The sequence below is a fragment of the Pseudomonas sp. NPDC089918 genome, assembly GCF_050280605.1.
In the GTDB taxonomy this organism is placed as follows: Bacteria; Pseudomonadota; Gammaproteobacteria; order Pseudomonadales; family Pseudomonadaceae; genus Aquipseudomonas.
On sequence record NZ_JBNNVP010000007.1, the window covers coordinates 140268 to 165422 of the forward strand.

The following is a 25155-nucleotide window of genomic DNA, read 5'->3' on the forward strand; positions in this document are numbered from 1 at the left end:
ATGTGGGGCGCCAAGAATATGAGCGTACAACTGACCAAAGCCACTAACTTGCTGTTCGTCTGCCTGTTCACAATGGTGCCGGTGATGGCTGGTGCCAATACCCTTGAACGCGTACGGGCAAGTAATACCTTCACCCTCGGTTACCTGCCGGACTTCGCACCCTTTACCGTCCAGGCAGGCGACAAAGCCAGCGGTTATGCGATCGAGCTTTGTCTGAAGGTCGCCGACAAAATCAAGACCGAGCTGGGTTTGCCCGCGTTGCAGGTACGTTACCGCCCCGTCTCCATCAACGACGAGATGAATGCCGTGAGCTCGGGCGAGATCGACATCCTCTGTACGCCGACGCCCCCCACATTGGAGCGACGCAAGCGTGTGAGCTTCTCGGTTCCGATCTACACGGCCGGCCTCTCGGCAGTGGTGCGCCAGGAAGCGCCTGAGGCGTTGCTCAATGTACTTAATGGCAAAGTAGCCCATACCGGACCGACCTGGCGTGCGACCATCAATCATGGGCTGGCCAACCAAACCTATGCCGCCACCGCAGGTGGCGTCACCGAGGCATGGATCCGTCAACAGATGCGATTACTCGGGGTGGTGGCTACCCTGGTCACGGTCGAGAACACTGAAGCGGGCCTCAAACTGGTTGCCGAAGGCAAAGCCGATGCCTTCTTCGCCGAGCGCATGATGTTGAAGAATCTCCTCGCCAATCACTATTCCGCAGGGAATCTGGTGCTGCTGGATCGAATTTTCGAGTACTCGCCGACTGCAATGGCGGTGGATCGAGACGATGAAGATTTCCGTTTGCTGGTCGACACCGCGCTGAGTGAAATGTATCGATCGGGCGAGATCGAGCAGGCATACGACACCTATCTGGAAGGCATTACCGACACGGACAAAAAGCTGTTCAAGGTCTATGCGATACCGTAGAGGCAATCCTGAAAAGTACAACAGCCATCGCGGGCAAGCCCGCTCCCGCGGAGTTTTGTGAACGCCACAAAATCCCCTGTAGGAGCGAGGCTTGCCCGCGAAAAGGCCATCAAACTCAACACACATCCTTCAGGCCCGTCGCACCTGCAGCAACTGCGCCGCACACGATGCAATCCGCTGACACGCATCCGCCAGCCTCGCCTGATCCACCACCAGGCCAATGCGAATATGCCCCGCCGCGCTCGGCCCGAAGGCTTCGCCCGCCAGCACCGACACGCCGTACCCTTCCAGCAAACGCTCGGCAAAATCTTGCGCACCGAGCCCGGTCTGGCGCACATCGACCATCACGAACATCCCGCCATCCGGTTTGATCGGCCGGATACCCGGGCAACCGCTCAGCCTTGCGCACACCAGATCGCGACGCTGGCGATATTCCTCACGCATCAGCGCCACTTCCGGCAAATCTTTATCGAGCGCCACTTGCGCGGCGTTCTGGACGAAATCCGGAAGGCCGAACAGCATGCACAGCGACAGATGCATCAAATGTTCAGCCAACGGTTTCGGGCCGATCATCCAGCCCACCCGCCAGCCGGTCATGGCATGGGATTTGGACAGACTGTTGATCGTCGCGGTGCGCTCGGCCATGCCCGGCAGACTGGCCGGGCTGATGTGCTCGCCCTCAAACAACAGGTCGCTGTAGACCTCGTCGCTGATCAGCCAAAGGTCATGCCGCACACACAACGCTGCCAACGCTTGCCAACTCTGCAACGACAGACTGGCACCGGAGGGGTTATTCGGGCTGTTGAGCAAAATGACGCGGGTTTTTGAGGTGATCAGCGCCGCGACATCCGCCGGTTCAACCCGAAAGCCATTTTCCGGACGCACCGCCACCGGCACCACGCTGGCTCCGCAGGCACCAAACACTCCTTCATAGGTCACATACATCGGTTCGGCGACGATCACTTCATCGCCAGGGTCGAGCAGGCATTGGGCAACCGAATACACCGCGCACTGCGCGCCAGGCAGTACGATCACATGGTCGGCATCCACCAATTGACCGCTGCGCCGCTGATGACGGCTGGCGATGCTACTGCGCAGCGCGCGGGTGCCGCGTACATCCGAGTAATGGGTGTCACCCGCCAACAGGCTATCGATGGCGGCGTGAATGATCGGCAGCGGCGTGTCGAAATCCGGGTCGCCAATGGAAAGCAGCAACACGTCGACGCCCTGCTCGCGCAATTCCAGCGCTCGATCATGAATCTTCCAGGCTGCGGCTCCGTCACCATCGATTCGTTGGGTCAAGGCTGAATAGCGCATGTACTTCTCCTAACGCGCGAGTTCCAGTTTCAACCCTATCTCAAATCACGAAACGCGCCACCATAGCATTCAAATCAACCGCCAATCGCGACAGTTCGTGGGTGGCGGCGCTGGTCTGGTTGGCACCGGCGGCAGACTGGGTAGCCAGGTCGCGAATGTTCACCAGATTGCGGTCGACTTCACGGGACACCTGAGCCTGTTCTTCCGAGGCGCTGGCGATCACCAGGTTGCGTTCGTTGATCAGTTGAATCGATTGGGTGATCTGCTCCAGGGCGATACCCGCCGCACGAGCCATTTCCAGAGTGCTTTGGGTGCGCTGATTGCTTTGCTGCATCGACGAGACTGCTTCACCAGTGCCGTTCTGGATGCCGGCGACCATCTTCTCGATTTCCTGGGTCGACTGCGCGGTGCGATGTGCCAATGCCCGGACCTCGTCCGCCACCACCGCAAAGCCACGCCCGGCTTCCCCGGCACGGGCCGCTTCAATCGCGGCGTTGAGGGCCAGCAGGTTGGTCTGTTCGGCAATGGCACGAATCACGTCCAGCACTTTGCCAATGTCCCGGCCCTGAGTCGCCAGGCCCTCGATCATCAACGCGGTGTTTTGCACGTCGTGGGTCATGGTCTGGATCGCGTCGACGGTTTCCACCACCCGGTCACGACCTTCGCGGGCCGCCTGGGTCGACTGGTTCGAGGCTTCGGAGGTCGACACCGCGTTGCGCGCCACTTCTTCCACGGCGGCAGTCATTTCGTTGACGGCGGTGGCGGCCTGTTCGATTTCGTTGTTTTGCTGTTGCAGGCCACGGGACGCTTCTTGCGTCACGGTGCTGAGTTCTTCCGCGGCGGCGCCCAGTTGCGTCGCGGAGCCGGCGATCTGTTCGATGGTTTTGCGCAGGTTGATCTGCATGGCGGACAAGGCGCCAAGCAAACGCGCCGGTTCGTCGTTGCCGTCGACTTCGATGACCTTGCTCAGGTTGCCGCCAGCAATGGTTTCGGCCGCAAGCACCGCACGGTTCAGCGGTGTGAGGATGCTGCGGGTCAACAGCCAGGCCAGCAGCACGGTCAGCAACGAAGCCATCACCGCCACCGTCACAATGCCGATAAAGGCTTCGTTGTAATGCTCGCCCGCCTTGGCCGACGCGACTTTGGCATCGGCGGCGTTGAGCGCCACCAGTTTGTTCAGTTGCTCGCCCATCTGATCGGTGCCTTCCTTGATCCGGGTATTGATCAGGGCGCGCATCTCCTCCAGTTTGTTCTGCCGCGACAGGTCCAGCATTTGGCTCTGGGCCTGCATGTAGTTGTCGAGGGTTGTCGCGAAGGTTTTGTACAGCGCGGCTTCTTCAGGGCCGGCCGGCAAGGCGGCATAGCTGGCTTGGGCGCTGCGCACCTTGTCGACGAGCACACCGATGCGGGTCTGGGCTTCCTGCAATGCGGCCGGATCACGGTTGACCAGTACGCGGAACGAGAGAATCCGCAGCCGCAGGACGTTTTCCGTCACATTACCCAGAAACCCGATGCTGGGTAACTGCGTGGCTTCCATGTCGATTGAGGCCTGGCGGATGATCGACATGCGGTTCACGGCAAACACACCCAGCACGATCACCAGCAAGGCAATGAAGGCGAAACCCAGGAAAGCTCGAGGCGCGATTTTCAGATTACGCAGTGACATAGGATGATCTCGGTAATTGAGGCGGCGAGCATCCTTGCGGGGGATCACTGTTCGGGTGGGCAATGGCGCACGCACCTTTCAGTTTGGCGCCACTGTTGTAATAAGTTTGTGTGCGCCTGTTAGCTGTATCGGCCGGGGTTGAGGTTTTTGCAGGGGTTGGAGAAATATTTTTCGAGGGAGGCAGGCGTGTTTCAGCGGTGAAACACTCGTTAGCTTAAATGCAGAACCTGTGGGAGCGGGCTTGCTCGCGAAAGCGGTGTGTCAGACGACATTAATGTTGACTGTGCCGCCGTCTTCGCGAGCAAGCCCGCTCCCACATGGATTGCGTTTAACTGACGGGCATTGGTCAGGCCTTGCGGGCCGCCACCCGCCACACCCGCGCAATATCACGGGCGCGATCACGCAACAAACGCGGTGCTTCAGCGCAGGCCTGCTCCAATGTCATCGGTCCGCTGGCCAAGGCAAAGGCCGCATCGATGCCATGCTCGTACAGCGCCTGATACCCCTCGCCCAAGGTGCCGGCGATGACGATGACCGGCACGCCGTACTGGCGTGCGATGCGCGCCACGCCAAACGGTGTTTTGCCGCGCAGGGTTTGGGCATCGAAGCGACCTTCGCCGGTGATCACCAGGTCGGCGCCTTTGACCGCCTCGGCCAGCCCCACCAATTCGGCGACCACTTCCACCCCGGCCTGAAATTGCGCACCGAGGAACGCCTTGGCGGCAAACCCCAGACCGCCCGCCGCGCCGCTGCCCGGTTCGTCGCGCACGTCCTTGTCCAAAGCTTGTGCGCAGAGTTCGGCAAAGTGCTCGAGGGCCTGGTCCAGTTGCTCGACCTGTTCGGGTGTTGCACCTTTCTGCGGGCCGAAAATCGCTGAGGCGCCATGAGGGCCGCACAGCGGGTTATTGACGTCGGCGGCGATGTCGAAGCGCACCTTGGCCAGACGCGGATCGATCTCACTCAGATCAAGGCGGGCCAGTTGCGCCAAGGCCAGACCACCCGGCACCAGGGTTTGGTCCTGAGCGTCCAGCAGTTTCACACCCAAGGCCTGCATCGCCCCGGCGCCGCCGTCGTTGGTGGCGCTGCCGCCAATCGCCAGGATCACCCGTTGCGCGCCGGCATCCAGCGCGGCGCGGATCAATTCACCGGTACCGTAGGTGCTGCTGGTGCAGGCATCGCGCAGGTTCGGCGCAACCAATTGCAGGCCACTGGCCTCGGCCATTTCGATGATCGCGGTGTGACTCTGTGGCAACCAGCCCCACGCGGCATCGACCGTGGCACCCAACGGCCCGCGAACATGGGTACGGCGCAGTTCGCCGTCGCATGCGGCCAGAATCGATTCGACCGTGCCTTCCCCGCCATCAGCCATCGGGCACTTGATCAAGTGTGCATCCGGCCAGACTTCCGCCAACCCCAGCGCAATGGCCTCGGCCACACATTGAGCACTCAGGCTGTCCTTGAACGAATCGGGGGCGATGACGATTTTCATGCGAATTCTCCAGTTCCAATGCGTCCATGCTGCCAGCCGCCATGAACAATAACGCCGGTCCGCTGCACAAGCGGTCAAGAGGATTATTGTTCATTTCCACAAAACTCACTGCCTACATAATTCTCAACGTAGGAGCTGCCGAAGGCTGCGATCTTTTGATCTTGCTTTTTTCCGGCGCACTGAAGATCAAGATCAAAAGATCGCAGGCTTCGCCAGCTCCTACATTTGAACGCGTGCGAATGGATGCGCGTGATCGACCGGGGAATTGTGTGTATCAGTCGGTTTGGGGCAGGAGCTGGACTCCAAGGTAAAGCGCGAGCATTCCATCCAGCTTCAGCGGATCGACGCCGCTGAGTTCAGCGATTCGTTCCATGCGGTAACGCAGACTGTTGCGATGAATGCCCAACGCCTCGGCGCAGGCCTGGCTCTGGCCGTCGTGTTCGCACCAACTGCGCAGGGTCGCCAGCAGTTGGCCGTTGCCATCCTTGGCGATGACTTTGCGCAGCGGACGCAGCAGTTCATCCAGCGCATCGTCGTTGCGGTGCCGCCAGAGCATCACCGGTAGCCGATAGCGGTTCAGCGTCAGCAAGCGCGAATGCGGCAACACATCACGCCCGTAGGCCAGCAAATCACCGACCCGACGATAGCAGCGGCGCAATCCCGACAAGCCATCGGCCTGCCCGCCCACGGCAATGCGCAAAATATTCCAGCCTAGGCCATCGAGCTTCTCCAGCAGCCGATCATTTTCGATCGCAGGCGTCGCCGGTCGGCACCATAGCAACGAAGACTTGGCCGAGCTCACGCACCAACTGTCCGGATAACGCGACATCAGCCAGGCGCTGAGTGCTTCGACGGTTTGGCCCGGGCCGTGTTCCAGGCCCAACTCGAACAGATACGGCACCCGCGTCAACTGCGGTTTGAGCCCCAGCTGCTGCGCTTCGTCCAGCAACCGCGGCGAATCCCCCGCCTCGCTGAGCAGCAGCGCCAGCAGATCATCGCAACGCTGACGCCGCCATTGCTGCTCGGCCTGCTGATTGCGCTGGCCCACCAGCATCTCGGCGGTCATGCGCACCAGCTCGGCGTAGGTGCGCAATTGCTCGGGTTCGCCGGTAATGCCCAGCACCCCAATCAAACGCTGATCGAGCAATAGCGGCAGATTGATGCCCGGTTGCACGCCTTTGAGGTGAATCGCGGTCTGCGCGTCGATCTCGACCACGCGCCCGTTGGCCAGCACCAACTGCGCGCCTTCGTGGCGAGTGTTGATGCGCTCCGGTTCGCCGCTGCCGAGAATCAATCCCTGACTGTCCATGACATTGACGTTGTACGGCAGGATGGCCATCGCCCGGTCGACGATGTCCTGGGCCAGGTCGTGATCGAGTTCGAACATAGCGCGGTTCCTTGAAAACGTGATGGAACGGGTTGTACACCCGCACAGGCCTTGGTCATAAATCCTGTGCTCAGGCACAAAGACAACCACCCAAGGGGTGGCCGAGACTCACTGGGCGATCAACGTTACCCTTGCGTCGCAAAAAATCATAATAAAGAGAGAGCCCGCCATGTCACAGAGCGCCGCAGCTACCCTGGCCACCGCTGACGACAAAAACGCCGTTTACAAACGCATTACCCTGCGCTTGATCCCCTTCATCTTCATCTGCTACCTGTTCAATTACCTCGACCGGGTGAACGTCGGGTTCGCCAAACTGCAGATGCTCGACGCACTGAAATTCAGCGAAACCGTGTACGGCCTCGGTGCCGGGATCTTCTTCATCGGCTATGTATTGTGCGGTGTACCGAGCAACCTGGCCCTGACCAAATTCGGCCCGCGACGCTGGATCGCGTTGATGATGATCACCTGGGGCACGCTCTCGACCTGCCTGCTGTTCGTCACCACACCGACCGAGTTCTACACCTTGCGCCTGTTTACCGGTGCGGCCGAAGCCGGGTTCTTCCCGGGCGTGGTGCTTTATCTTTCGCAGTGGTTCCCGACGTTCCGCCGTGGCCGCATCATGGCGCTGTTCATGTCGGCGATCCCGGTGTCCGGCCTGCTCGGCAGCCCGTTTTCCGGCTGGATTCTCAACCACTTCGGTGCAGGACAAGCCGGTTTGGCAGGCTGGCAGTGGATGTTCCTGTTGCAAGGCATTCCGACGGTGATCCTCGGCGCCCTCGCCTATTTCCTGCTCAGCGACAGCTACGCCAACGCCAAGTGGCTGACCCCTTACGAGCGTTCGGTGCTTGAGGCCGATCACGCGCAAGACCTGGCCAGCAAACCGAAAACCGCCACCGATTCCCTGCTGGCGGTGTTCAAGAACCCGGCGATCTGGGCCTTCGGCCTGATTTATTTCTGCATCCAGAGCGGTGTCTACGCGATCAACTTCTGGCTGCCGTCGATCATCAAGAATCTGGGTTTCAGCGATAACCTGGTGATTGGTTGGCTCAGTGCGATTCCGTATCTGCTGGCGGCGGTGTTTATGTTGATGGTCGGTCGTTCCGCTGATTTGCGCAAAGAACGCCGCTGGCACTTGGTGGTGCCGATGCTGATGGGCGCGGTGGGTCTGTTGATTGCGGTGAACTTCGCTGCCAACCCCGCCATTGCCATTCTCGGGCTGACCATCGCCACCATGGGCGCCCTCACCGGCCTGCCGATGTTCTGGCCCGTGCCGACCGCCATGCTCAGCGCGGGTGCGGCTGCCGGTGGGTTGGCGTTGATCAACTCCATGGGGCAGATGGCGGGTTTTCTTAGCCCGTACCTGGTGGGTTGGGTCAAGGACAGCACCGGGTCGACCGATGCGGCGCTGTATCTGCTGGCGGGTGTGATTGTTTGTGGGAGTTTGCTGGCGTTGCGCATGACGCGGACGTTGCGGGTTTAAAGGGCAAGATCAAAAGATCGCAGGCATGCTTTTGTGGCGAGGGGCTGTTGTGGCGAGGGGGCTTGTCGGAGTGCCGCATCACCCCGTTCGGCTGCGAAGCAGTCGTAAACCCGTTACATGCGGTTCAACTTTGAAATGCCGGGGCCGCTTCGCGCCCCAACGGGGGCAAGCCCCCTCGCCACAGGTGATCGGGCCTAATAATTCCGATTGCTCCCAGTCACGGTTCTGGTATTTGATTAGGGCTTTCTGACCGGTAAAAGGATTTCGTCATGAGCTATCGCACGCTGGGTCATTCGGGTTTACAGGTGTCGACCCTTACATTGGGCACCATGATGTTCGGCGAACAGACCAGCACCGAAGATTCCCTGCGAATCATCGACAAGGCCTGGGACCAGGGCATCAACTTCATCGACACTGCGGACGTGTACACCAACGGCCGTTCCGAAGAGATCGTCGGCGAAGCGATCGCCAGTCGGCGGCAGGAATGGGTACTGGCCACCAAGGTCGGCTTCGGACCGGTGGACGGTATGCCGAACCGCAGCGGCCTGAGCCGCAAGCATCTGTTCAACGGCATCGACGCCAGTCTGACGCGGTTGGGCACCGATTATCTGGACATCTATTACCTGCACCGCGAAGACCACAACACGCCGCTGGAGGTCACGGTGTCCGCCATTGGCGATTTGATCCGCCAGGGCAAGATCCGCTACTGGGGCCTGTCGAATTACCGTGGCTGGCGTATTGCCGAAGTCATCCGCATCGCCGACAAACTCGGTGTCGACAGGCCGGTCATCAGCCAACCGCTGTACAACATCGTCAACCGTCAGGCGGAAACCGAGCAGATCACTGCCGCGCAAAACTATGGCCTCGGTGTGGTGCCATACAGTCCTCTTGCACGTGGTGTGCTCAGCGGCAAGTACGCGCCCGACGTGACACCGGACGCCAACAGCCGCGCGGGCCGTCAGGACAAACGCATTCTGGAAACCGAATGGCGGGTGGAGTCGTTACGCATTGCCCAACAGATCCAGGAGTACACGCAGGGCCGTGGCGTGGGCATCGTCGAGTTCGCGATTGCCTGGGTACTGAACAATGGCGCTGTGACTTCGGCCATCGTCGGGCCTCGCACTGAGGAACAGTGGGATGCGTACACCAAGGCACAGGCGGTGAAGATCACGGCTGAGGACGAGGCGTTTATTGATTCGCTAGTGACACCAGGGCACGCGTCGACGCCAGGGTTCAATGACGTGAGCCACTTTGTACCAGGGCGTAAACTGCGCACGGTTTGAGATTAATCGCGAGCAGGGCTCGCTCCCACAGGGTTTTGTGTCGATCACAAGATCTATTGGCGTTCCCGGCCAACTGTGGGAGCGAGCCTGCTCGCGATGGCGGTTTCACATTCAGCATTGATGTTGACTGGCAGTCCGCTTTCGCGGGCCCGCTCCCACAGGGTTTTGTGTGGATCACAAGATCTACAGTCGATCACGGCCAACTGTGGGAGCTAGCCTGCTCGCGATGGCGGTTTTGCATCCACCATTTGTCTGTGCTTCTGCCACACTCGATGGGTGTTGATCGTTCGGACAATATTCAACACAAAAACCACGTATCCTGCGCGCCCCGTTTGACCTTCAACCCGCGAGGACAGTTTGTCTAAAGGTATCGCTCTATCGGTTACAGCCTCGATGCTGTTTGCCGTCATGTATTACTACACATCGCTGCTCTCCCCCTTGAGCGGCGTAGAAATCTTCGGTTGGCGGATGCTGCTGACCGCGCCGTGCATGACGGTGTTCATGGTGGTGTCCGGTGAATGGAAGCGCGTGGTCGAGATTGTTCGGCGGCTGGCTGGCAAGCCGAAGCTGATTGTCGGCCTGATTGGCTCTGCGGTGCTGCTGGGCCTGCAACTCTGGTTGTTCATGTGGGCACCGCTCAACGGTTATAGCCTCGACGTGTCGCTGGGGTATTTCCTGTTGCCGCTGTCCATGGTCCTGACTGGGCGAATCGCCTATGGCGAGCGTCTTTCCTATCTGCAGAAAATCGCCGTGTTCTTCGCCAGCCTTGGCGTGCTCAACGAGTTGTATCAGGTCGGCGGTTTTTCCTGGGCGACCTTGCTGGTGGTGGTCGGCTATCCGATCTATTTCATCCTGCGCAAGCGCCTGGCCACCGACAACCTTGGCGGGCTCTGGCTGGACATGGCGTTGATGCTGCCGGTGGCGTTCTGGTTCGTGCAGGGCGGCGAGCAAGGTTTCGGCGTGTTTGATCAACATCCGTGGCTGTCGCTGTTGATCCCGATACTCGGGGTGATCAGTGCTTCGGCGCTGGTGGTCTACATCATTGCCAGTCGGCTGCTGCCGTTCAGCCTGTTCGGGTTGTTGAGTTACGTCGAGCCGGTGCTGTTGCTCGGCGTTGCGTTGCTGCTGGGGGAAAGCATCAAGGCCGGCGAATGGCTGACCTATATTCCGATCTGGTTGGCGGTGCTGGTGTTGGTGTTTGAAGGGTTCAAGCATTTGATGCGTCATCGACGCCCGTAACATTGCATGCACAATAAAATGTGGGAGCGAGCCTGCTCGCGATAGCGGTCTTTCAGCCAACATCCATGTTGAATCTGAAGTCCCCATCGCGAGCAGGCTCGCTCCCACAGTTTTAAAGCTGAACCGGGTTAATCAGTAGAGAGCACACCCCGACGAACCTGGTCACGCTCGATGGATTCGAACAGTGCCTTGAAATTGCCTTCGCCGAAGCCATCGTCGCCTTTACGCTGGATGAATTCAAAGAACACCGGGCCCATCAGGGTTTCCGAGAAGATCTGCAGCAGCAGACGCTTGTCGCCCGACTCGGACGAACCGTCCAGCAAAATGCCCCGCGCTTGCAATTCGTTGACCGGCTCGCCGTGATTCGGCAAACGGCCTTCGAGCATTTCGTAGTAGGTGTCCGGCGGCGGCGTCATGAAACGCATGCCGATGCTTTTCAAGTGATCCCAGGTCTTGATCAGGTCATCGCTGAGGAAGGCCACGTGCTGGATGCCCTCACCGTTGAACTGCATCAGGAACTCTTCGATCTGCCCGGCGCCCTTGGAGGACTCTTCGTTCAGCGGGATACGGATCATGCCGTCCGGCGCGGTCATGGCCTTGGAGGTCAGGCCGGTGTATTCGCCTTTGATATCGAAGTAACGGATTTCACGGAAGTTGAACAGCTTCTCGTAGAAGTTGGCCCAGTAAGCCATGCGCCCGCGATACACGTTGTGGGTCAGGTGATCGATGATCTTCAGGCCGGCCCCGACCGGGTTGCGGTCAACGCCTTCGATGAACACGAAGTCGATGTCGTAGATCGAACTGCCTTCGCCGAAACGGTCGATCAGGTACAGCGGCGCGCCGCCAATGCCTTTGATCGCCGGCAGGTGCAGCTCCATCGGACCGGTTTCGATGTGGATCGGTTGGGCGCCGAGTTCCAGGGCACGCTTGTAGGCCTTTTGCGAATCCTTGACGCGGAACGCCATCCCGCACACCGACGGGCCATGTTCGGCCGCGAAGTACGACGCCACGCTGTTGGGTTCGTTGTTGAGGATCAGGTTAATCGCGCCCTGGCGATACAGGTGCACGTCTTTGGAACGGTGGGTCGCGACCTTGCTGAAGCCCATGATCTGGAAGATCGGCTCCAGGGTGTTAGGGGTCGGCGATGCGAATTCGATGAACTCAAAGCCCATCAGGCCCATTGGGTTTTCGTATAAATCTGCCATGGTTGGCGCCTCATCATTTTCTTGTCAATTAACGGATCGTTAGTTGCTAGCAATGCTGAGACCGGCGGGTGGCGCGCAGGAGATGCCCCGCACGCTGCGGGCGAGGAAGTCACCGTAGATCAATTGAAACCCAAAACTCTTCATTGTCGACCCAAGGCTCTTGCGGGCGAGGCTTCTGCTGCCAGAAGACGATTATTCTTATATGCGTAACTCGATTCTACACAGCGTAAATCAGTTTGTCCGCCTTCTTATAAAATCCCCCTTTTTGTAGCGTGCGCAAGCGGTTTGTTGCACAGAAAAATCCCTGCCAGGATCAGCCCGCCGCCCAGGCACATCACCAGTGTCAATTGCTCACCCAGCAACAATGCGCCAAACAGAACGGCGGTCAGCGGGTTCAAGGCAATGAACACACCCGAACGCGTCGCACCGATTTTGCGGATACCGTCGTAATAACCAATATAGGCCAATGCCGAACCCAGTACGCCCAGGTACATCAGGCTCAACCATTGTTGCGTGCCGAGTTCAGCCAGCGCCGCGACACTCAGTTCACCACGCACGGCGCTGGTCACCCAGAGCATCAGCGTGCCCAGCAAAATCGAGTACGTCACCGTCTGCACCGGCCCCAACGTTTGATTCAGGCCTTTGGAGAACAGAGAATAAATGCCCCAGCCGAGCACGCAGCCGAAAATCAACAGATCGCCGATCCAGGCATCAGTACCACCGGCCAGTAACTGCGGATTGCGGCTGACGATCACCAGGCTGGCGCCGGCAATGCAGATAGCGATACCGGCCACTTTCGCCCCACTCAGTCGCTCCTTGAACAATAGCCACGACGCCAGGCCGATCACGGCCGGATTCAACGCCACGATCAACGACGCCCGTGACGCGTTGATGTAATGCAGCCCGTAAAAGAAGCACAGGTTGTAGAAGAAAATCCCGAAAAAACCCAGCAGCGTCAGTTGCAGCCATTGCCGAGGGCTGGGGCGCACCAAAGGCACCCGCGCCAGCAACAGAAACAGCAGCAACGCCACGCTCGCCAGCAAGAACCGCAGGCTCGCGGCCAATATCGGACTGAGGCTGTCGGCCAGAAATCGCCCGGCGACGAACGTCCCGCCCCAGATCATGGTGACCGCGGCCAGTTTCAGATAAACCGGTACATCGGTAGTTTTCGCAAGTGTCTGTTCGTACGTAGTCATTAGGTCTCCACCATCAGAAATCGGGTACATGGCATAACCAGTCAGTTAAGCCATAGCGCACCCGTAGCAGCTGCCGAGCCCGCGAGGCTGCGTTCGGCTGCGCAGCAGTCGCAAAATCAGGGACTGCGGCACGTCAGGCAGACCGCATCAGCCGGATTCACGACTGCTTCGCAGCCGAACGCAGGCTTCACCAGCTGTTACAGATTGCGATCGGCCTCGGCACATGGCGTATCATTCTGCTAATACCCGATCATCGTAAAATGAGTAAATACTCATGACCCTGACTCAACTCGAGATTTTCTCGCTGGTGGCCGAACTGCGCGGTTTCACGGCGGCAGCCCATCGTTTGGAGATTTCCCAATCCGCGGTGTCCCACGCGCTCAAGTCGCTGGAACAGGAACTGGGTGTAGAACTGCTGCGTCGGCATCAGTCTCAGGTCGAGCTGAGTGACATCGGCCAGCAGCTGTTACTGCGCGCTCGGGCGATGCTCGGGCTGGCCAACACGTTGCGCCAGGAAGCGGCGGATGCCCGCGGGATGAAACGCGGCACCCTGCGCATCGGCTCGTTCGGCCCGACTTCATCGATCAAACTACTGCCGAAAATCCTGCAGCATTACCGCGCCGCACACCCGGGCATCGAGGTTCACATCGACGAAGGGCCGGATCGCCAAGTGATCCAGTGGCTGGAAGAGCGACGTATCGATATCGGCTTCGTGGTGTTGCCCCTGGAGCGTTTCGACACTTTTGGGCTGATCGAAGACCAGATGGTCGCGCTGCTGCCTGCCGACCATGCGCTGGCCGGTCGCGACAGTTTGAGCTTGAGCGATTTATGCCACGACCCTTTTGTACTGACCGAAGCCGGTTCTTCGGAACTGGTATCGCGCTTATTCAACGCGGCGCGGTTGACGCCGAATATTCGCTATCGCTGTTCGCAGTTGCTCAGCACACTGGACACCGTAGGCCGTGGCGACGCCCTGACCGTTGTCGCCGAAAGCTCTTTGCCTGACCACAACGACAACCGCTACGTGAAAAAACCGCTGTCGCCACCGGTCAGCCGCCAAGTCGGGCTGGCGGTGCTCGATCAGCGTCAGTCATCACCTGCGACGCTGGCCTTTATCAAACTGGCTTCAAGCCTGAATGATCATTGAACGGCATAGGTGCTGCCGGCCAACTATCATGGCTGAACTCTTCTGGGAGGCGTGTCGCCCTGCCAACCTTTGAGAGCCCTCTTTTATCGCGATGGATTTGCGAATGCCACTGAACGTCAAAAGCCGCCGCAAACGCGGTACCCGGATCGTCGTGACCGTTCTGAGCGCGGCGCTCCCAATGGCGTTGGGGGGTGCCATCCTCTATCTGCAGGCTGAACGTACGCTCAAGCAAAGTACCGAACTGTCTGGCGAAGAAGCCGTTCGCCAATTCGAGCTGATGCTCGACAACACCGCACTAGCGGCGCAAGAACTACTGCCTCTGGCCGGCCAGAATTGCAGCGACGTCAAACTGGCCCTGCGTGAACAAGTCACCCGCCGACCATTCGTGCGCTCGACCAATCTTGTATGGAACACCAACCTCTATTGCAGTTCGTTGTTCGGTGAATATCAGGAAAAGATCAATCCCGACGATTACACCCAAGGCAAGCTATGGCTCATGAACGGCAATCCAGTCACGCCCAATACCGCGTTGCTGGTGTATCGGCTGAGCGAAGGAAACCAGGGCGCATTGACCACGCTGGACGGTTATCACCTGAGTAACGTGCTGCGCCTGATCGGTCGCAAAGCATTATTGTTGTTGCAAGTCGGCCCCCACTGGTTGTCAGCCGACGGCAAGGTCCATGACGATGCCCTGCCCGCCTTGCCCGTGGCGCTAAACACGCTGGCGTCTTCGCGTTATGCCTTTACCGTTACCGCAGGTTTTCCCGAAGGAGAAACCTGGCGTTACATGCGCAGTGAGTACCCGCCGCTGTTCAGTCTGTTGATGTTCTTCGGTGTGGTGTCCGGCTCGATCGGACATGTGCTGCAGAAACGCTCGATGTCGCCGAGCCGTGAAATGCAGCGGGCGCTGGAGGCAGCAGAGTTCATTCCTTATTTTCAGCCCGTGGTGCACGGCGACAATAAGCAGTGGTCCGGCGCCGAAGTATTGATGCGCTGGAAACATCCCAAAGAAGGCCTGGTACGCCCTGATCTGTTCATCCCGTTTGCCGAACATTCCGGGCTGATCGTGCCGATGACTCGCTCCTTGATGCGACAGACCTGCGCATTGCTGGCTCCCCTGTCGACCTCGTTCGACAGGCCGTTTCACATTGGCATCAACATTACCGCCAGTCACTGCCGGGATCTGGAACTGGTCGAAGACTGCCGTGAATTCCTCAGCGCTTTCGCCCCGGGCAGCATCAACCTGGTGCTGGAGCTGACCGAACGCGAACTCATCGAGCCGACAGCCATCACCCTGCAATTGTTCGAGCAGCTTCACGGGTTGGGCGTGATGATCGCGATCGATGACTTCGGAACGGGTCACTCAAGCCTGGGTTACTTGCGTCAGTTCAATGTGGACTTTCTGAAAATCGATCAGAGCTTTGTCTCCATGATTGGCGTTGACGCCCTGTCCCGACACATCCTGGACAGCATCATCGAACTGTCGGCCAAACTCGATCTGGGTATTGTCGCCGAAGGCGTGGAAACCGTAGAACAGAGTGACTATCTGACGGCCCACGGCGTGAACTTCCTGCAAGGTTATCTGTTTGGTCGGCCGATGCCCGGCGCAGACTTCATTAGAGCATTAAGTGATCGTTAACTAACCGCTCTAAGGGGCGAAATCATGAAGATGCGCACCAAATTGAATCAAAAGACTACTCTTGTTACATGAAGAAAAAGTCAGGATTTACTCTTGGCCAATTAACTACTACAATTTTTCATGCCTGTGCAGAACTGGCAGGTGCGCCATTATCACCGAGTCGCTTCAAGGCTCTTGGCTTATAGCTTTGTTTGCGGTTGGTATCAGCCAAACACACTATTGGAGTAAAGATATTGTCCAGACTCGCTGAATTCCGTGCAGCTGAAAAGGCCCTTCAAGAACAGCTCAAGCAGTTGGAATCGCTGAAGAACGATGCCGGGCTCAAGAAAGAAATCGAATTCGAAGAAAAGCTCCAGGGGCTGATGAAAACCTACGGCAAGAGCTTGCGCGACATCATCGCCATCCTCGATCCAAACCCGGCAAAATCCGGCCTGCAGCAGGCAGCAGCGCCTAAAACCCGCCGCGCTCGCGTGGTCAAGGTGTATCAGAACCCGCACACCGGCGAACTGATTGAAACCAAGGGCGGCAATCATCGCGGCCTGAAAGCCTGGAAGGAACAATACGGTGCTGCCACCGTTGATTCCTGGCTGCGAGGCTAAGCACTCGCGATCATGAAAAAGCCCTGCAATGCAGGGCTTTTTCATGGACAGCGTCTAAATGCAACGAAAGTCGCCGATCAACTCGTTACATCCCGATGAACTTTATGCTTAATCCCTTTGGCTATCTAAAAAATGTCGAACACGCTGAAATCTACTGATACGTAAACCTTAAACTAAAGTTTCAAGCTGTTTCGAGCCGCCGCTATGTCGTCCTGACTTGCCTTATAAACCTCTGCCTGCCCCGCATAAGAAAGAACATAGGCCTTATCGGCGTCAACCGCCGCGACCAATGTTTGAGACAGCACATGTCGACCGTTCTGCGTAATCGTGCAGGTAGTTTCCAGCGCCGATAGCCGGCTTAAGGTAGTCGGGTGAATTTTAGTGCAAACGCTCTGATATCCACTCTGAAAAAAGTCCTTTTGCACCGACTTGCGCATTTCCAGGAGCACGCCTTCCAGGTTCACCTGATGACCACTTTCTACCTGAGTCATGGTCAACTCCATCACCATCACCGGCGTACCATCCTGATCGTTTTTTACCGCGCGTTGCCGGGATACCTGGGGTTTAGCCTCGTCTTGCGCAATAGCCTCGACGGTCCATCCGCCTGGCCAGGTCATGACCGGAGCCTCTGCATAAACGGGGGTAACACCTGAAAGCAGACACATCAGGACGAACATCGATTGACAGAATCGGGTCATTGCAATGAACACTCACGAATTGAGCCGTAAAGTCTGAGCCTCACCCGGCTGTCAGGCAAGCCTGCGGTTTTGGTTTGGCGATGCCGGAGCCCTTGCGTATCATTGTGACCATTCTTGGATTTTCCGGAGGGCCCCATGAGCCTGCACGAACTCAATACATTTCCCGGTGTGACTGCACAACCCGACACCGCCACCCAGAAGTTCGTCTTCAACCACACCATGCTGCGGGTCAAGGACATTACCAAGTCCCTGGATTTCTACACCCGCGTCCTGGGTTTCTCGCTGGTGGAAAAACGCGATTTCCCGGAAGCCGAGTTCAGTCTGTATTTCCTGGCGCTGGTCGATAAAAACCAGATCCCGGCCGATGCCGCGGCTCGCACCGAGTGGATGAAATCGATTCCCGGCATTCTCGAGCTGACCCATAACCACGGCACCGAGAACGACGCGGATTTCGCCTACCACAATGGCAACACCGACCCACGTGGCTTCGGCCATATCTGCATTTCGGTACCGGACATTCGTGCCGCGTGCGAGCGCTTCGAAGCGCTGGGCTGCGATTTCCAGAAACGCCTGAACGACGGCCGCATGAAGAGCCTGGCCTTCATCAAGGACCCGGATGGTTACTGGGTAGAAATCATTCAGCCTGCACCGATGTAAGCCCCACACACAGAAATGATCGTTCCCACGCTCTGCGTGGTAACGCCTCCTGTGACGCTCTGCGTCACGCTTTGGGACGCTCTGCGTCCCGGGCTGCATTCCCACGCAGAGCGTGGGAACGATCAGTGCGAGACACAAAAAAACCCCATGATCACTCATGGGGTTTTGTGTTTTCGGCGTCGGCGTTTATGCAGGCGCCGAGGTGCGGATCAAGTGATCGAATGCACTGAGGGAAGCCTTGGCGCCCTCGCCCACCGCAATCACGATCTGCTTGTACGGCACGGTGGTCACGTCACCGGCCGCAAACACGCCAGGCATCGACGTTTCACCGCGGGCATCGACGATGATCTCGCCACGCGGCGACAGCTCGATGGTGCCTTTGAGCCAATCGGTGTTAGGCAACAGACCTATCTGCACGAAGATTCCTTCCAGCTCGACAGTGCGCAACTCGTCCGACTGACGATCCTTGTAGCGCAGGCCGTTGACCTTTTGACCATCGCCAGTCACTTCAGTGGTTTGCGCACTGGTGATAACAGTAACGTTCGCCAGGCTGTGCAACTTGCGCTGCAATACCGCATCGGCGCGCAGTTGTACGTCGAACTCCAGCAGCGTCACGTGGGATACGATACCGGCCAGGTCGATGGCTGCTTCGACGCCGGAGTTACCGCCGCCAATCACCGCCACACGCTTGCCTTTGAACAGCGGACCGTCACAGTGCGGGCAGTACGCCACGCCCTTGTTGCGGTATTGCTGCTCACCGGGAACGTTCATTTCACGCCACCGGGCGCCGGTCGCCAAAATCACGGTCTTGGCTTTCAAGGACGCACCACTGGCGAAGTGGATTTCGTGCAGCGCGCCATTTTTGCCCGGCACAAGCTTGTCGGCGCGTTGCAGGTTCATGATATCCACGTCGTACTGCTTGACGTGTTCTTCCAGCGCCACGGCCAGTTTCGGCCCTTCGGTTTCCTGCACCGAGATGAAGTTCTCGATGGCCATGGTGTCGAGCACCTGCCCACCAAAACGTTCCGCCGCCACACCGGTGCGAATACCTTTACGAGCAGCGTAGATCGCCGCCGAAGCACCGGCCGGGCCACCGCCGACGACCAGTACATCAAAGGCTTCTTTGGCGCTGATTTTCTCGGCCTGGCGCTCGATGCCGCTGGTGTCGATCTTGGCGAGGATCTCTTCCAGGCCCATGCGGCCCTGGCCGAAGTTAACGCCGTTCAGGTAAACGCTTGGGACGGCCATGATCTGGCGCTCGTCGACTTCAGCCTGAAACAGCGCGCCATCGATGGCGACGTGGCGGATGTTCGGGTTCAGCACAGCCATCAGATTCAACGCCTGGACCACGTCCGGGCAGTTCTGGCAGGACAGCGAGAAGTAAGTCTCGAAGTTGAACTCGCCTTTGAGCGAGCGTATCTGTTCGATCACTTCAACGCTGGCCTTCGATGGGTGGCCGCCAACTTGCAGCAGGGCCAGCACCAAGGACGTGAATTCGTGGCCCATCGGGATACCGGCGAAACGCAGGCTGATGTCGGCTCCCGGGCGGTTGATCGAGAACGATGGCTTACGTGCATCGTCACCGTTGTCGAGCAAAGTAATCTGGGTAGAAAGACTGGCAACGTCTTTGAGTAATGCGAGCATTTCCTGGGATTTCGCACCGTCATCGAGGGATGCAACGATCTCGATCGGCTGGGTGACCCGTTCCAGGTACGATTTCAACTGGGCTTTAAGAGTGGCGTCCAACATACGGGCGATTTCCTTTATTCGTGTCGAAAAAAAACGCCCGAGCGAATCTCGCCCGGGCGTTTTTGAGGGCGGTGCAGCTTACTTAGGAGGTGCGGAGTTCCGCCCTGATGAAGCGCGTCACAGACTTAGATCTTGCCGACCAGGTCCAGGGACGGAGCCAGAGTGGCCTCGCCTTCTTTCCACTTGGCTGGGCAAACCTGGCCCGGGTGAGCAGCAACGTACTGAGCAGCCTTGATTTTGCGCAGCAGCTCGGAAGCATCACGGCCTACACCGCCGTCGTTCAGTTCAACGATTTTGACCTGGCCTTCAGGGTTGATCACGAAGGTGCCACGGTCAGCCAGACCAGCTTCTTCGATCAGCACGTCGAAGTTGCGGGAGATAGCGTGAGTCGGGTCGCCGATCATGGTGTACTGGATTTTGCCGATCGCTGGCGAAGTGTTGTGCCAGGCAGCGTGAGCAAAGTGGGTATCGGTGGAAACGCTGTAGATTTCGACGCCCAGCTTCTGGAACTCGGCGTAGTTGTCAGCCAGGTCTTCCAGTTCGGTCGGGCAGACGAAGGTGAAGTCAGCTGGGTAGAAGAACACGACAGACCACTTGCCTTTCAGGTCAGCGTCCGACACTTTTACGAAGTCGCCATTTTTAAAGGCGTCAGCTTTGAACGGTTTAACTTGGCTGTTGATGATAGGCATCGATGACTCTCCGTCAGGGGTTAAGAAGTTGATGGGTGAATCCTACCCAGTCGATCGCCGGCTGGCTCATTGGCAAACCTGATGCTGTTGATTGGTTTTCGCTATTAGCCGACAGTATTAATAGAAGAAAACGTGATCTACAGCGTCAATGGCTTTTCAGCGATGCGGGTCATCCCGATAAACGGGCTGGATTCAACATAGCGCATGGCGGACTTCATATCCTTCCAGCCCACGTAATTCATCAACGACTTCAAATCCCAACCGCTCTGATGGGCCCAGGTGGCAAAGCCACGACGCAAGGAGTGACTGGTGTAGTGCTCGGCCGCAATACCGGCGCGCTCCAGTGCCTGGCGCAATAAGGGAATCACGCTATTGGCGTGCAAGCCCTCCTCGCTCAAATGGCCCCAGCGGTCGATACCCCGAAACACCGGCCCGCGGACCAGCGCCGCTTCAGTGATCCACTGGATATAGGCCTGCACCGGACACAAACGCTGCAAGGCTGGCGTCTGGTACGTCTGACCGAGGTTCTCGCGGTCGCTCTTGCTGCGAGGCAAGTAGAGGGTAATGCCTGAGCCGGCGCTGGCCTGCACATGCTCAATCTGCACGCGACACAATTCATCGCTACGGAAACCGCGCCAAAAGCCCAGCAGAATCAGCGCCGTGTCACGCCGGGCCCGCAGCAATCCCGGTTGATCGCCCTGCGCCTTGGCGGTTTGCGCCTCCTGCTCCAGCCAGGCCACCACTTGCTCCAGATGCTGAAGCTGCAATGGCTCGGCCTGTTTCTCCTGTGCCGGGTGCAGCGCGCGAATGCCCTTGAACACTTTGCGCACCACGGGCGCCTTGGTGGGATCGGCGAAACCCTGACTGTTGTGCCACTGGGCCAGCGCGGACAAGCGCAACTTCAAGGTATTGATCGATAGCACGCCTGCGTGGGCCACGAGATAGCGCGCCACGCTGTCACTGGTCGCTGGCAGGAACCCGCCCCAACTGACTTCGAAGTGCTCGATGGCCGCGCGATAGCTGCGACGGGTGTTGTCGCGCGTGGCGGCTTGCAGGTAGCGATCCAGTTCAGTCATGGGCTCAGTTCTCGAAAACGTACCGCTCTGGCGGGTGAAACCCCGGATTACAGCGCATCACACGGGGTAATACCAGTATATCCCGCATGATGAATCACGGAATTTAAACTTTATTCATATCATGGTACATTGTGTATATTAGTGGTACGTACCACAGTATCAAATCGTAGGAGAACACATGGCACGTGGCGGCGTAAACAAGGCACTGGTGCAAGCGGCACGCTCAGCAATCCTCGCCCGGGGCGAACACCCGAGCATCGACGCGGTGCGGATCGAGATGGGCAATACCGGTTCAAAAACCACAATCCATCGCTATATGAAGGAGCTCGATGACGGCGCCGAACCCGCCCAAGCACCTTCCGAGCCTATCGACGATGAGCTGACAAGCCTGGTGTCGCGGCTGGCGCAACGCCTGAAAGAGCAGGCGCAAGAACCCATCGACCAGGCACGCGCGCAGTTCGAGCAACAACGAAAAGAGCTGGAAACCCAACTGCATGAGGCCCGCGAGGCCAATACCGAATTGCACCAGCAATACGAAATTCAAAGTCTGGCACTGACCCAGGAATCGGCAGAACTGCATGACACTCGCTCCATGCTGCAAAGCGAACAAACCCGCAACGCCGGATTGAACCAGGCGCTGGCAGATTTCGAATTACGCTTGCAAGACAAGGATGAGCAGATTCGCTCGCTGGAAGAAAAGCACCTGCACGCTCGTGAGGCGCTGGAACACTACCGCAATGCCGTCAAAGACCAGCGCGAGCAGGAACAGCGCCGCCACGAAGGCCAGGTGCAGCAGATTCAGATGGAGTTGCGTCAGGCGCAGCAAAGCGCACTGGTTCGACAGGATGAAATCACCCAACTGCATCGCGATAACGAGCGCTTACTGACGGAAAACCGCGGAACGCTGCGAGAGTTGAGCCTGTCGCAAGAGCAACTCAAGCACACCAATAGCCGGCAGGATCAGCTGCTGGAACAGGTCAACCGTATCGACAGCGAACGCACCCTCCTCCAGGAACGCTTGCGCATTGCCATGCTGGAAAGCCAGTCACTCAAGCAGAACATCGACGAACAGTCGCACATCAACAAAGCGCTGGAAGTTGAACTGATCAAGTTGCAGGCAAGCCTGGATGAAAGCGCGCGACTGGCCGCTGTCGTTGCGGCAGGGCCAGACGCATCAGCGCCGCGTAAGGACGATTAACTCGCGACCGGCGTACGCATGGTGACGAACTCTTCGGCGGCAGTCGGATGCACGCCGATGGTTTCGTCGAAGTCACGTTTGGTCGCGCCTGCCTTCAAGGCAATTGCCAACCCCTGAACGATCTCGCCGGCTTCCGGGCCTACCATGTGGCAGCCCAGGACCTTGTCAGTCTTGGCGTCCACCACCAGCTTCATCAAGGTTCGTTCCTGGCATTCAGTCAGGGTCAGCTTCATCGGCCGGAAACGGCTTTCGAAGATCACCACCTCGTGGCCGGCCTCCCGCGCCTCTTCTTCGGTCAGGCCGACAGTGCCGATGTTAGGCAAGCTGAACACGGCGGTCGGGATCATCTTGTAATCCACCGGACGATATTGCTCGGGTTTGAACAAACGCCGCGCCACGGCCATGCCTTCCGCGAGCGCGACCGGCGTGAGCTGTACTCGCCCGATCACATCGCCCAGAGCCAGGATAGATGGCTCTGCGGTTTGATACTGCTCATCGACCTCGACAAAGCCTTTCTTGTCGAGTTTGACGCCGGTGTTTTCCAGCCCAAGGTTGTCGAGCATCGGACGCCGGCCGGTGGCGTAGAACACGCAGTCCGCCTCCAGTACACGACCATCCTTGAGCGTGGCTTTCAGGCTGCCATCGGCTTGCTTTTCGATGCGTTCGATATCGGCATTGAATTGCAGGTCCATGCCGCGCTTGGACAGCTCTTCCTGCAAATGCTTGCGCACCGCACCATCGAAGCCACGCAAGAACAGATCTCCGCGATACAGCAGCGTGGTCTCGGCACCCAGCCCGTGGAAAATCCCGGCAAACTCCACCGCAATGTAACCACCACCGACCACCAGAACGCGCTTTGGCAGCTCTTTAAGGAAGAACGCCTGGTTGGAACTGATCGCGTGCTCGTGCCCCGGAATCTCCGGGACCTGCGGCCAGCCACCGGTAGCGATCAGGATGTTTTTGGCGGTGTAGCGCTTGCCATCGAACTCGACGGTATGCGGATCGACGATTTTCGCGTGGCCTTCATGCAGGGTCACACCGCTGTTGACCAGCAGATTGCGATAGATGCCGTTCAGGCGATTGATCTCGCGATCCTTGTTGGCGATCAGCGTCGCCCAGTCGAACTTCGCCTCACCCGGGGTCCAGCCAAAACCTTGCGACTGCTCGAAGTCTTCGGCGAAGTGCGCACCGTAGACCAGCAATTTTTTCGGCACACAGCCGACGTTCACACACGTACCGCCCAGGTAGCGACTCTCGGCCACGGCGACTTTCGCGCCGAAACCGGCCGAAAACCGCGCAGCCCGCACACCGCCGGAACCGGCGCCAATCACATACAGGTCAAAATCGTAGGCCATTTCTATCTCCTCGGCAGGCCACCAGCATACCTGCGGGCGGCCTTTGGGCAAGCGTTGCAAACTATGTGGGGCCGGAAAATGAAAAAGCCACCCGAAGGTGGCTTTTCAATACAAGCAGCTCAGGCGCTATCAGTAAGCCTTGCCAGTCTTGTAGAAGTTCTCGAAGCAGAAGTTGGTCGCATCGATGTAGCCTTCGGCGCCACCGCAGTCGAAACGCTTGCCTTTGAACTTGTAGGCCATGACGCAGCCGTTTTGTGCCTGCTTCATCAGGGCGTCGGTGATCTGGATTTCGCCGCCCTTGCCTGGCTCGGTTTGTTCGATCAGGTCGAAGATGTCCGGGGTCAGGATGTAACGGCCGATGATCGCCAGGTTCGACGGTGCATCTTCAGGCTTTGGTTTTTCAACCATGCTGTGAACGCGGTAGATGTCGTCGCGGATCATCTCACCGGCAATCACGCCGTACTTGTGAGTTTCTTGCGGGTCGACTTCCTGAATGGCAACGATGGAGCAGCGGAACTGCTTGTACAGCTTGACCATCTGGGTCAGTACGCCGTCGCCTTCCAGGTTTACGCACAAGTCATCCGCCAGTACCACGGCGAAAGGTTCGTCGCCGATCAGCGGGCGACCCGTCAGAATCGCGTGGCCCAAGCCTTTCATTTCGGTCTGGCGAGTGTAGGAGAACGAGCACTCGTCGAGCAGTTTGCGGATACCGACCAGGTATTTCTCTTTGTCGGTGCCCTTGATCTGGTTTTCCAGCTCGTAGCTGATGTCGAAGTGGTCTTCCAGAGCGCGCTTGCCACGACCGGTGACGATGGAAATTTCGGTCAACCCGGCATCCAGTGCTTCTTCAACGCCGTACTGGATCAGTGGCTTGTTTACCACCGGCAGCATTTCTTTGGGCATGGCTTTAGTCGCTGGCAGGAAGCGAGTACCGTAACCGGCTGCTGGGAACAAGCATTTCTTGATCATATAAGTCCTTGAAAGGGCTGTGTGTACGAGTTTCGGCGCAGTCTAATCAGGCGGCGTGCACCTTACAATGCCCCGCGCTGGCTAACCGATGCCATCATAGAGAAATATTCTGATGGATAGTTCCGCAGATACATTGCACAACCTCTTATAGATAGCAGAGATCGGCAGATTTGCGCGGCCATCATCCGAAAGA

Annotated in this window: 21 protein-coding genes; 9 read left to right on the forward strand and 12 right to left on the reverse strand. The window is 58.3% G+C overall.

What is annotated here, in order from left to right:
• Positions 1-18: 18 nt before the first annotated feature.
• Positions 19-924, forward strand: a complete 906-nt coding sequence (locus ACQKPC_RS07665; protein WP_427623955.1) for an amino acid ABC transporter substrate-binding protein — start codon at positions 19-21, stop codon at positions 922-924.
• Positions 925-1053: 129 nt separating this feature from the next.
• Here ACQKPC_RS07665 and ACQKPC_RS07670 read toward each other — a convergent pair whose 3' ends face one another.
• The 4 genes from ACQKPC_RS07670 to ACQKPC_RS07685 all read right to left on the reverse strand — a co-directional run bounded on the left by ACQKPC_RS07670 (position 1054) and on the right by ACQKPC_RS07685 (position 6783).
• Positions 1054-2241: a pyridoxal phosphate-dependent aminotransferase gene (locus tag ACQKPC_RS07670; protein ID WP_427623957.1), complete on the reverse strand. Its 1188-nt coding sequence runs from the start codon at positions 2239-2241 to the stop codon at positions 1054-1056.
• A gap of 40 nt (positions 2242-2281) precedes the next feature.
• Positions 2282-3907 carry a methyl-accepting chemotaxis protein gene (locus ACQKPC_RS07675; RefSeq protein ID WP_427623958.1) on the reverse strand — a complete coding sequence of 542 codons (1626 nt, stop codon included), beginning with the start codon at positions 3905-3907 and terminating at the stop codon, positions 2282-2284.
• Positions 3908-4253: 346 nt separating this feature from the next.
• Positions 4254-5396, reverse strand: a complete 1143-nt coding sequence (locus ACQKPC_RS07680) for a glycerate kinase (protein ID WP_427623960.1) — start codon at positions 5394-5396, stop codon at positions 4254-4256.
• Between the two features lie 274 nt (positions 5397-5670).
• Positions 5671-6783: a sugar diacid recognition domain-containing protein gene (locus tag ACQKPC_RS07685; RefSeq protein WP_427623961.1), complete on the reverse strand. Its 1113-nt coding sequence runs from the start codon at positions 6781-6783 to the stop codon at positions 5671-5673.
• A 169-nt stretch (positions 6784-6952) separates the two neighbouring features.
• On the opposite strand from ACQKPC_RS07685, the gene ACQKPC_RS07690 reads away from it, so the two are divergent.
• The 3 genes from ACQKPC_RS07690 to rarD all read left to right on the forward strand — a co-directional run bounded on the left by ACQKPC_RS07690 (position 6953) and on the right by rarD (position 10785).
• Positions 6953-8263, forward strand: a complete 1311-nt coding sequence (locus ACQKPC_RS07690) for an MFS transporter (protein WP_063343739.1) — start codon at positions 6953-6955, stop codon at positions 8261-8263.
• A 269-nt stretch (positions 8264-8532) separates the two neighbouring features.
• Positions 8533-9546 (forward strand): aldo/keto reductase, encoded by a 1014-nt coding sequence (locus ACQKPC_RS07695; RefSeq protein ID WP_427623963.1) that lies wholly within the window; start codon positions 8533-8535, stop codon positions 9544-9546.
• Positions 9547-9903: 357 nt separating this feature from the next.
• On the forward strand, positions 9904-10785 hold the full coding sequence (gene rarD, locus ACQKPC_RS07700; RefSeq protein ID WP_427623964.1) for an EamA family transporter RarD: 882 nt from the start codon (positions 9904-9906) through the stop codon (positions 10783-10785).
• Between the two features lie 128 nt (positions 10786-10913).
• Here the strand turns inward: rarD and hppD are convergent, their stop codons facing one another.
• Together hppD and ACQKPC_RS07710 are read right to left on the reverse strand one after the other, a co-directional pair.
• Positions 10914-11990, reverse strand: a complete 1077-nt coding sequence (hppD, locus tag ACQKPC_RS07705; RefSeq protein WP_218394992.1) for a 4-hydroxyphenylpyruvate dioxygenase — start codon at positions 11988-11990, stop codon at positions 10914-10916.
• 248 nt (positions 11991-12238) lie between these two features.
• The gene (locus ACQKPC_RS07710) at positions 12239-13186 is read right to left on the reverse strand and encodes a DMT family transporter (RefSeq protein WP_427623965.1); all 948 of its coding nucleotides are present in this window, start codon (positions 13184-13186) and stop codon (positions 12239-12241) included.
• Between the two features lie 274 nt (positions 13187-13460).
• On the opposite strand from ACQKPC_RS07710, the gene ACQKPC_RS07715 reads away from it, so the two are divergent.
• The 3 genes from ACQKPC_RS07715 (at position 13461) to ACQKPC_RS07725 (ending at position 16571) form a co-directional block, all read left to right on the forward strand.
• On the forward strand, positions 13461-14333 hold the full coding sequence (locus ACQKPC_RS07715) for a LysR family transcriptional regulator (RefSeq protein ID WP_427623966.1): 873 nt from the start codon (positions 13461-13463) through the stop codon (positions 14331-14333).
• Between the two features lie 103 nt (positions 14334-14436).
• Complete coding sequence (locus ACQKPC_RS07720) at positions 14437-15972, forward strand: EAL domain-containing protein (protein ID WP_427623968.1); 1536 nt, start codon at positions 14437-14439, stop codon at positions 15970-15972.
• 233 nt (positions 15973-16205) lie between these two features.
• Positions 16206-16571: a histone-like nucleoid-structuring protein, MvaT/MvaU family gene (locus ACQKPC_RS07725; RefSeq protein ID WP_008075430.1), complete on the forward strand. Its 366-nt coding sequence runs from the start codon at positions 16206-16208 to the stop codon at positions 16569-16571.
• Positions 16572-16744: 173 nt separating this feature from the next.
• On the opposite strand, the gene ACQKPC_RS07730 is transcribed toward ACQKPC_RS07725, so the two are convergent.
• The gene (locus ACQKPC_RS07730; protein WP_427623969.1) at positions 16745-17248 is read right to left on the reverse strand and encodes a DUF4946 domain-containing protein; all 504 of its coding nucleotides are present in this window, start codon (positions 17246-17248) and stop codon (positions 16745-16747) included.
• 156 nt (positions 17249-17404) lie between these two features.
• On the opposite strand from ACQKPC_RS07730, the gene gloA reads away from it, so the two are divergent.
• Positions 17405-17926, forward strand: a complete 522-nt coding sequence (gloA, locus tag ACQKPC_RS07735) for a lactoylglutathione lyase (RefSeq protein ID WP_008075428.1) — start codon at positions 17405-17407, stop codon at positions 17924-17926.
• Between the two features lie 186 nt (positions 17927-18112).
• Here gloA and ahpF read toward each other — a convergent pair whose 3' ends face one another.
• The 3 genes from ahpF to ACQKPC_RS07750 all read right to left on the reverse strand — a co-directional run bounded on the left by ahpF (position 18113) and on the right by ACQKPC_RS07750 (position 21440).
• Entirely contained in the window at positions 18113-19675 is a 1563-nt protein-coding gene (gene ahpF / locus ACQKPC_RS07740; RefSeq protein ID WP_427623970.1) for an alkyl hydroperoxide reductase subunit F, read from the reverse strand.
• Positions 19676-19800: 125 nt separating this feature from the next.
• Entirely contained in the window at positions 19801-20364 is a 564-nt protein-coding gene (gene ahpC, locus ACQKPC_RS07745) for an alkyl hydroperoxide reductase subunit C (RefSeq protein ID WP_007900047.1), read from the reverse strand.
• A gap of 137 nt (positions 20365-20501) precedes the next feature.
• Complete coding sequence (locus tag ACQKPC_RS07750; RefSeq protein WP_427623971.1) at positions 20502-21440, reverse strand: site-specific integrase; 939 nt, start codon at positions 21438-21440, stop codon at positions 20502-20504.
• 178 nt (positions 21441-21618) lie between these two features.
• Between ACQKPC_RS07750 and ACQKPC_RS07755 the strand changes: the two genes are divergently transcribed.
• Complete coding sequence (locus ACQKPC_RS07755; protein WP_427623973.1) at positions 21619-22638, forward strand: DNA-binding protein; 1020 nt, start codon at positions 21619-21621, stop codon at positions 22636-22638.
• Here ACQKPC_RS07755 and gorA read toward each other — a convergent pair.
• Both gorA and galU read right to left on the reverse strand, forming a co-directional pair.
• Positions 22635-23993 carry a glutathione-disulfide reductase gene (gorA, locus tag ACQKPC_RS07760; RefSeq protein ID WP_427623974.1) on the reverse strand — a complete coding sequence of 453 codons (1359 nt, stop codon included), beginning with the start codon at positions 23991-23993 and terminating at the stop codon, positions 22635-22637. The genes ACQKPC_RS07755 and gorA overlap by 4 nt on opposite strands.
• Positions 23994-24122: 129 nt before the next feature.
• Complete coding sequence (galU, locus tag ACQKPC_RS07765) at positions 24123-24962, reverse strand: UTP--glucose-1-phosphate uridylyltransferase GalU (RefSeq protein WP_007900040.1); 840 nt, start codon at positions 24960-24962, stop codon at positions 24123-24125.
• Positions 24963-25155 lie beyond the last annotated feature (193 nt).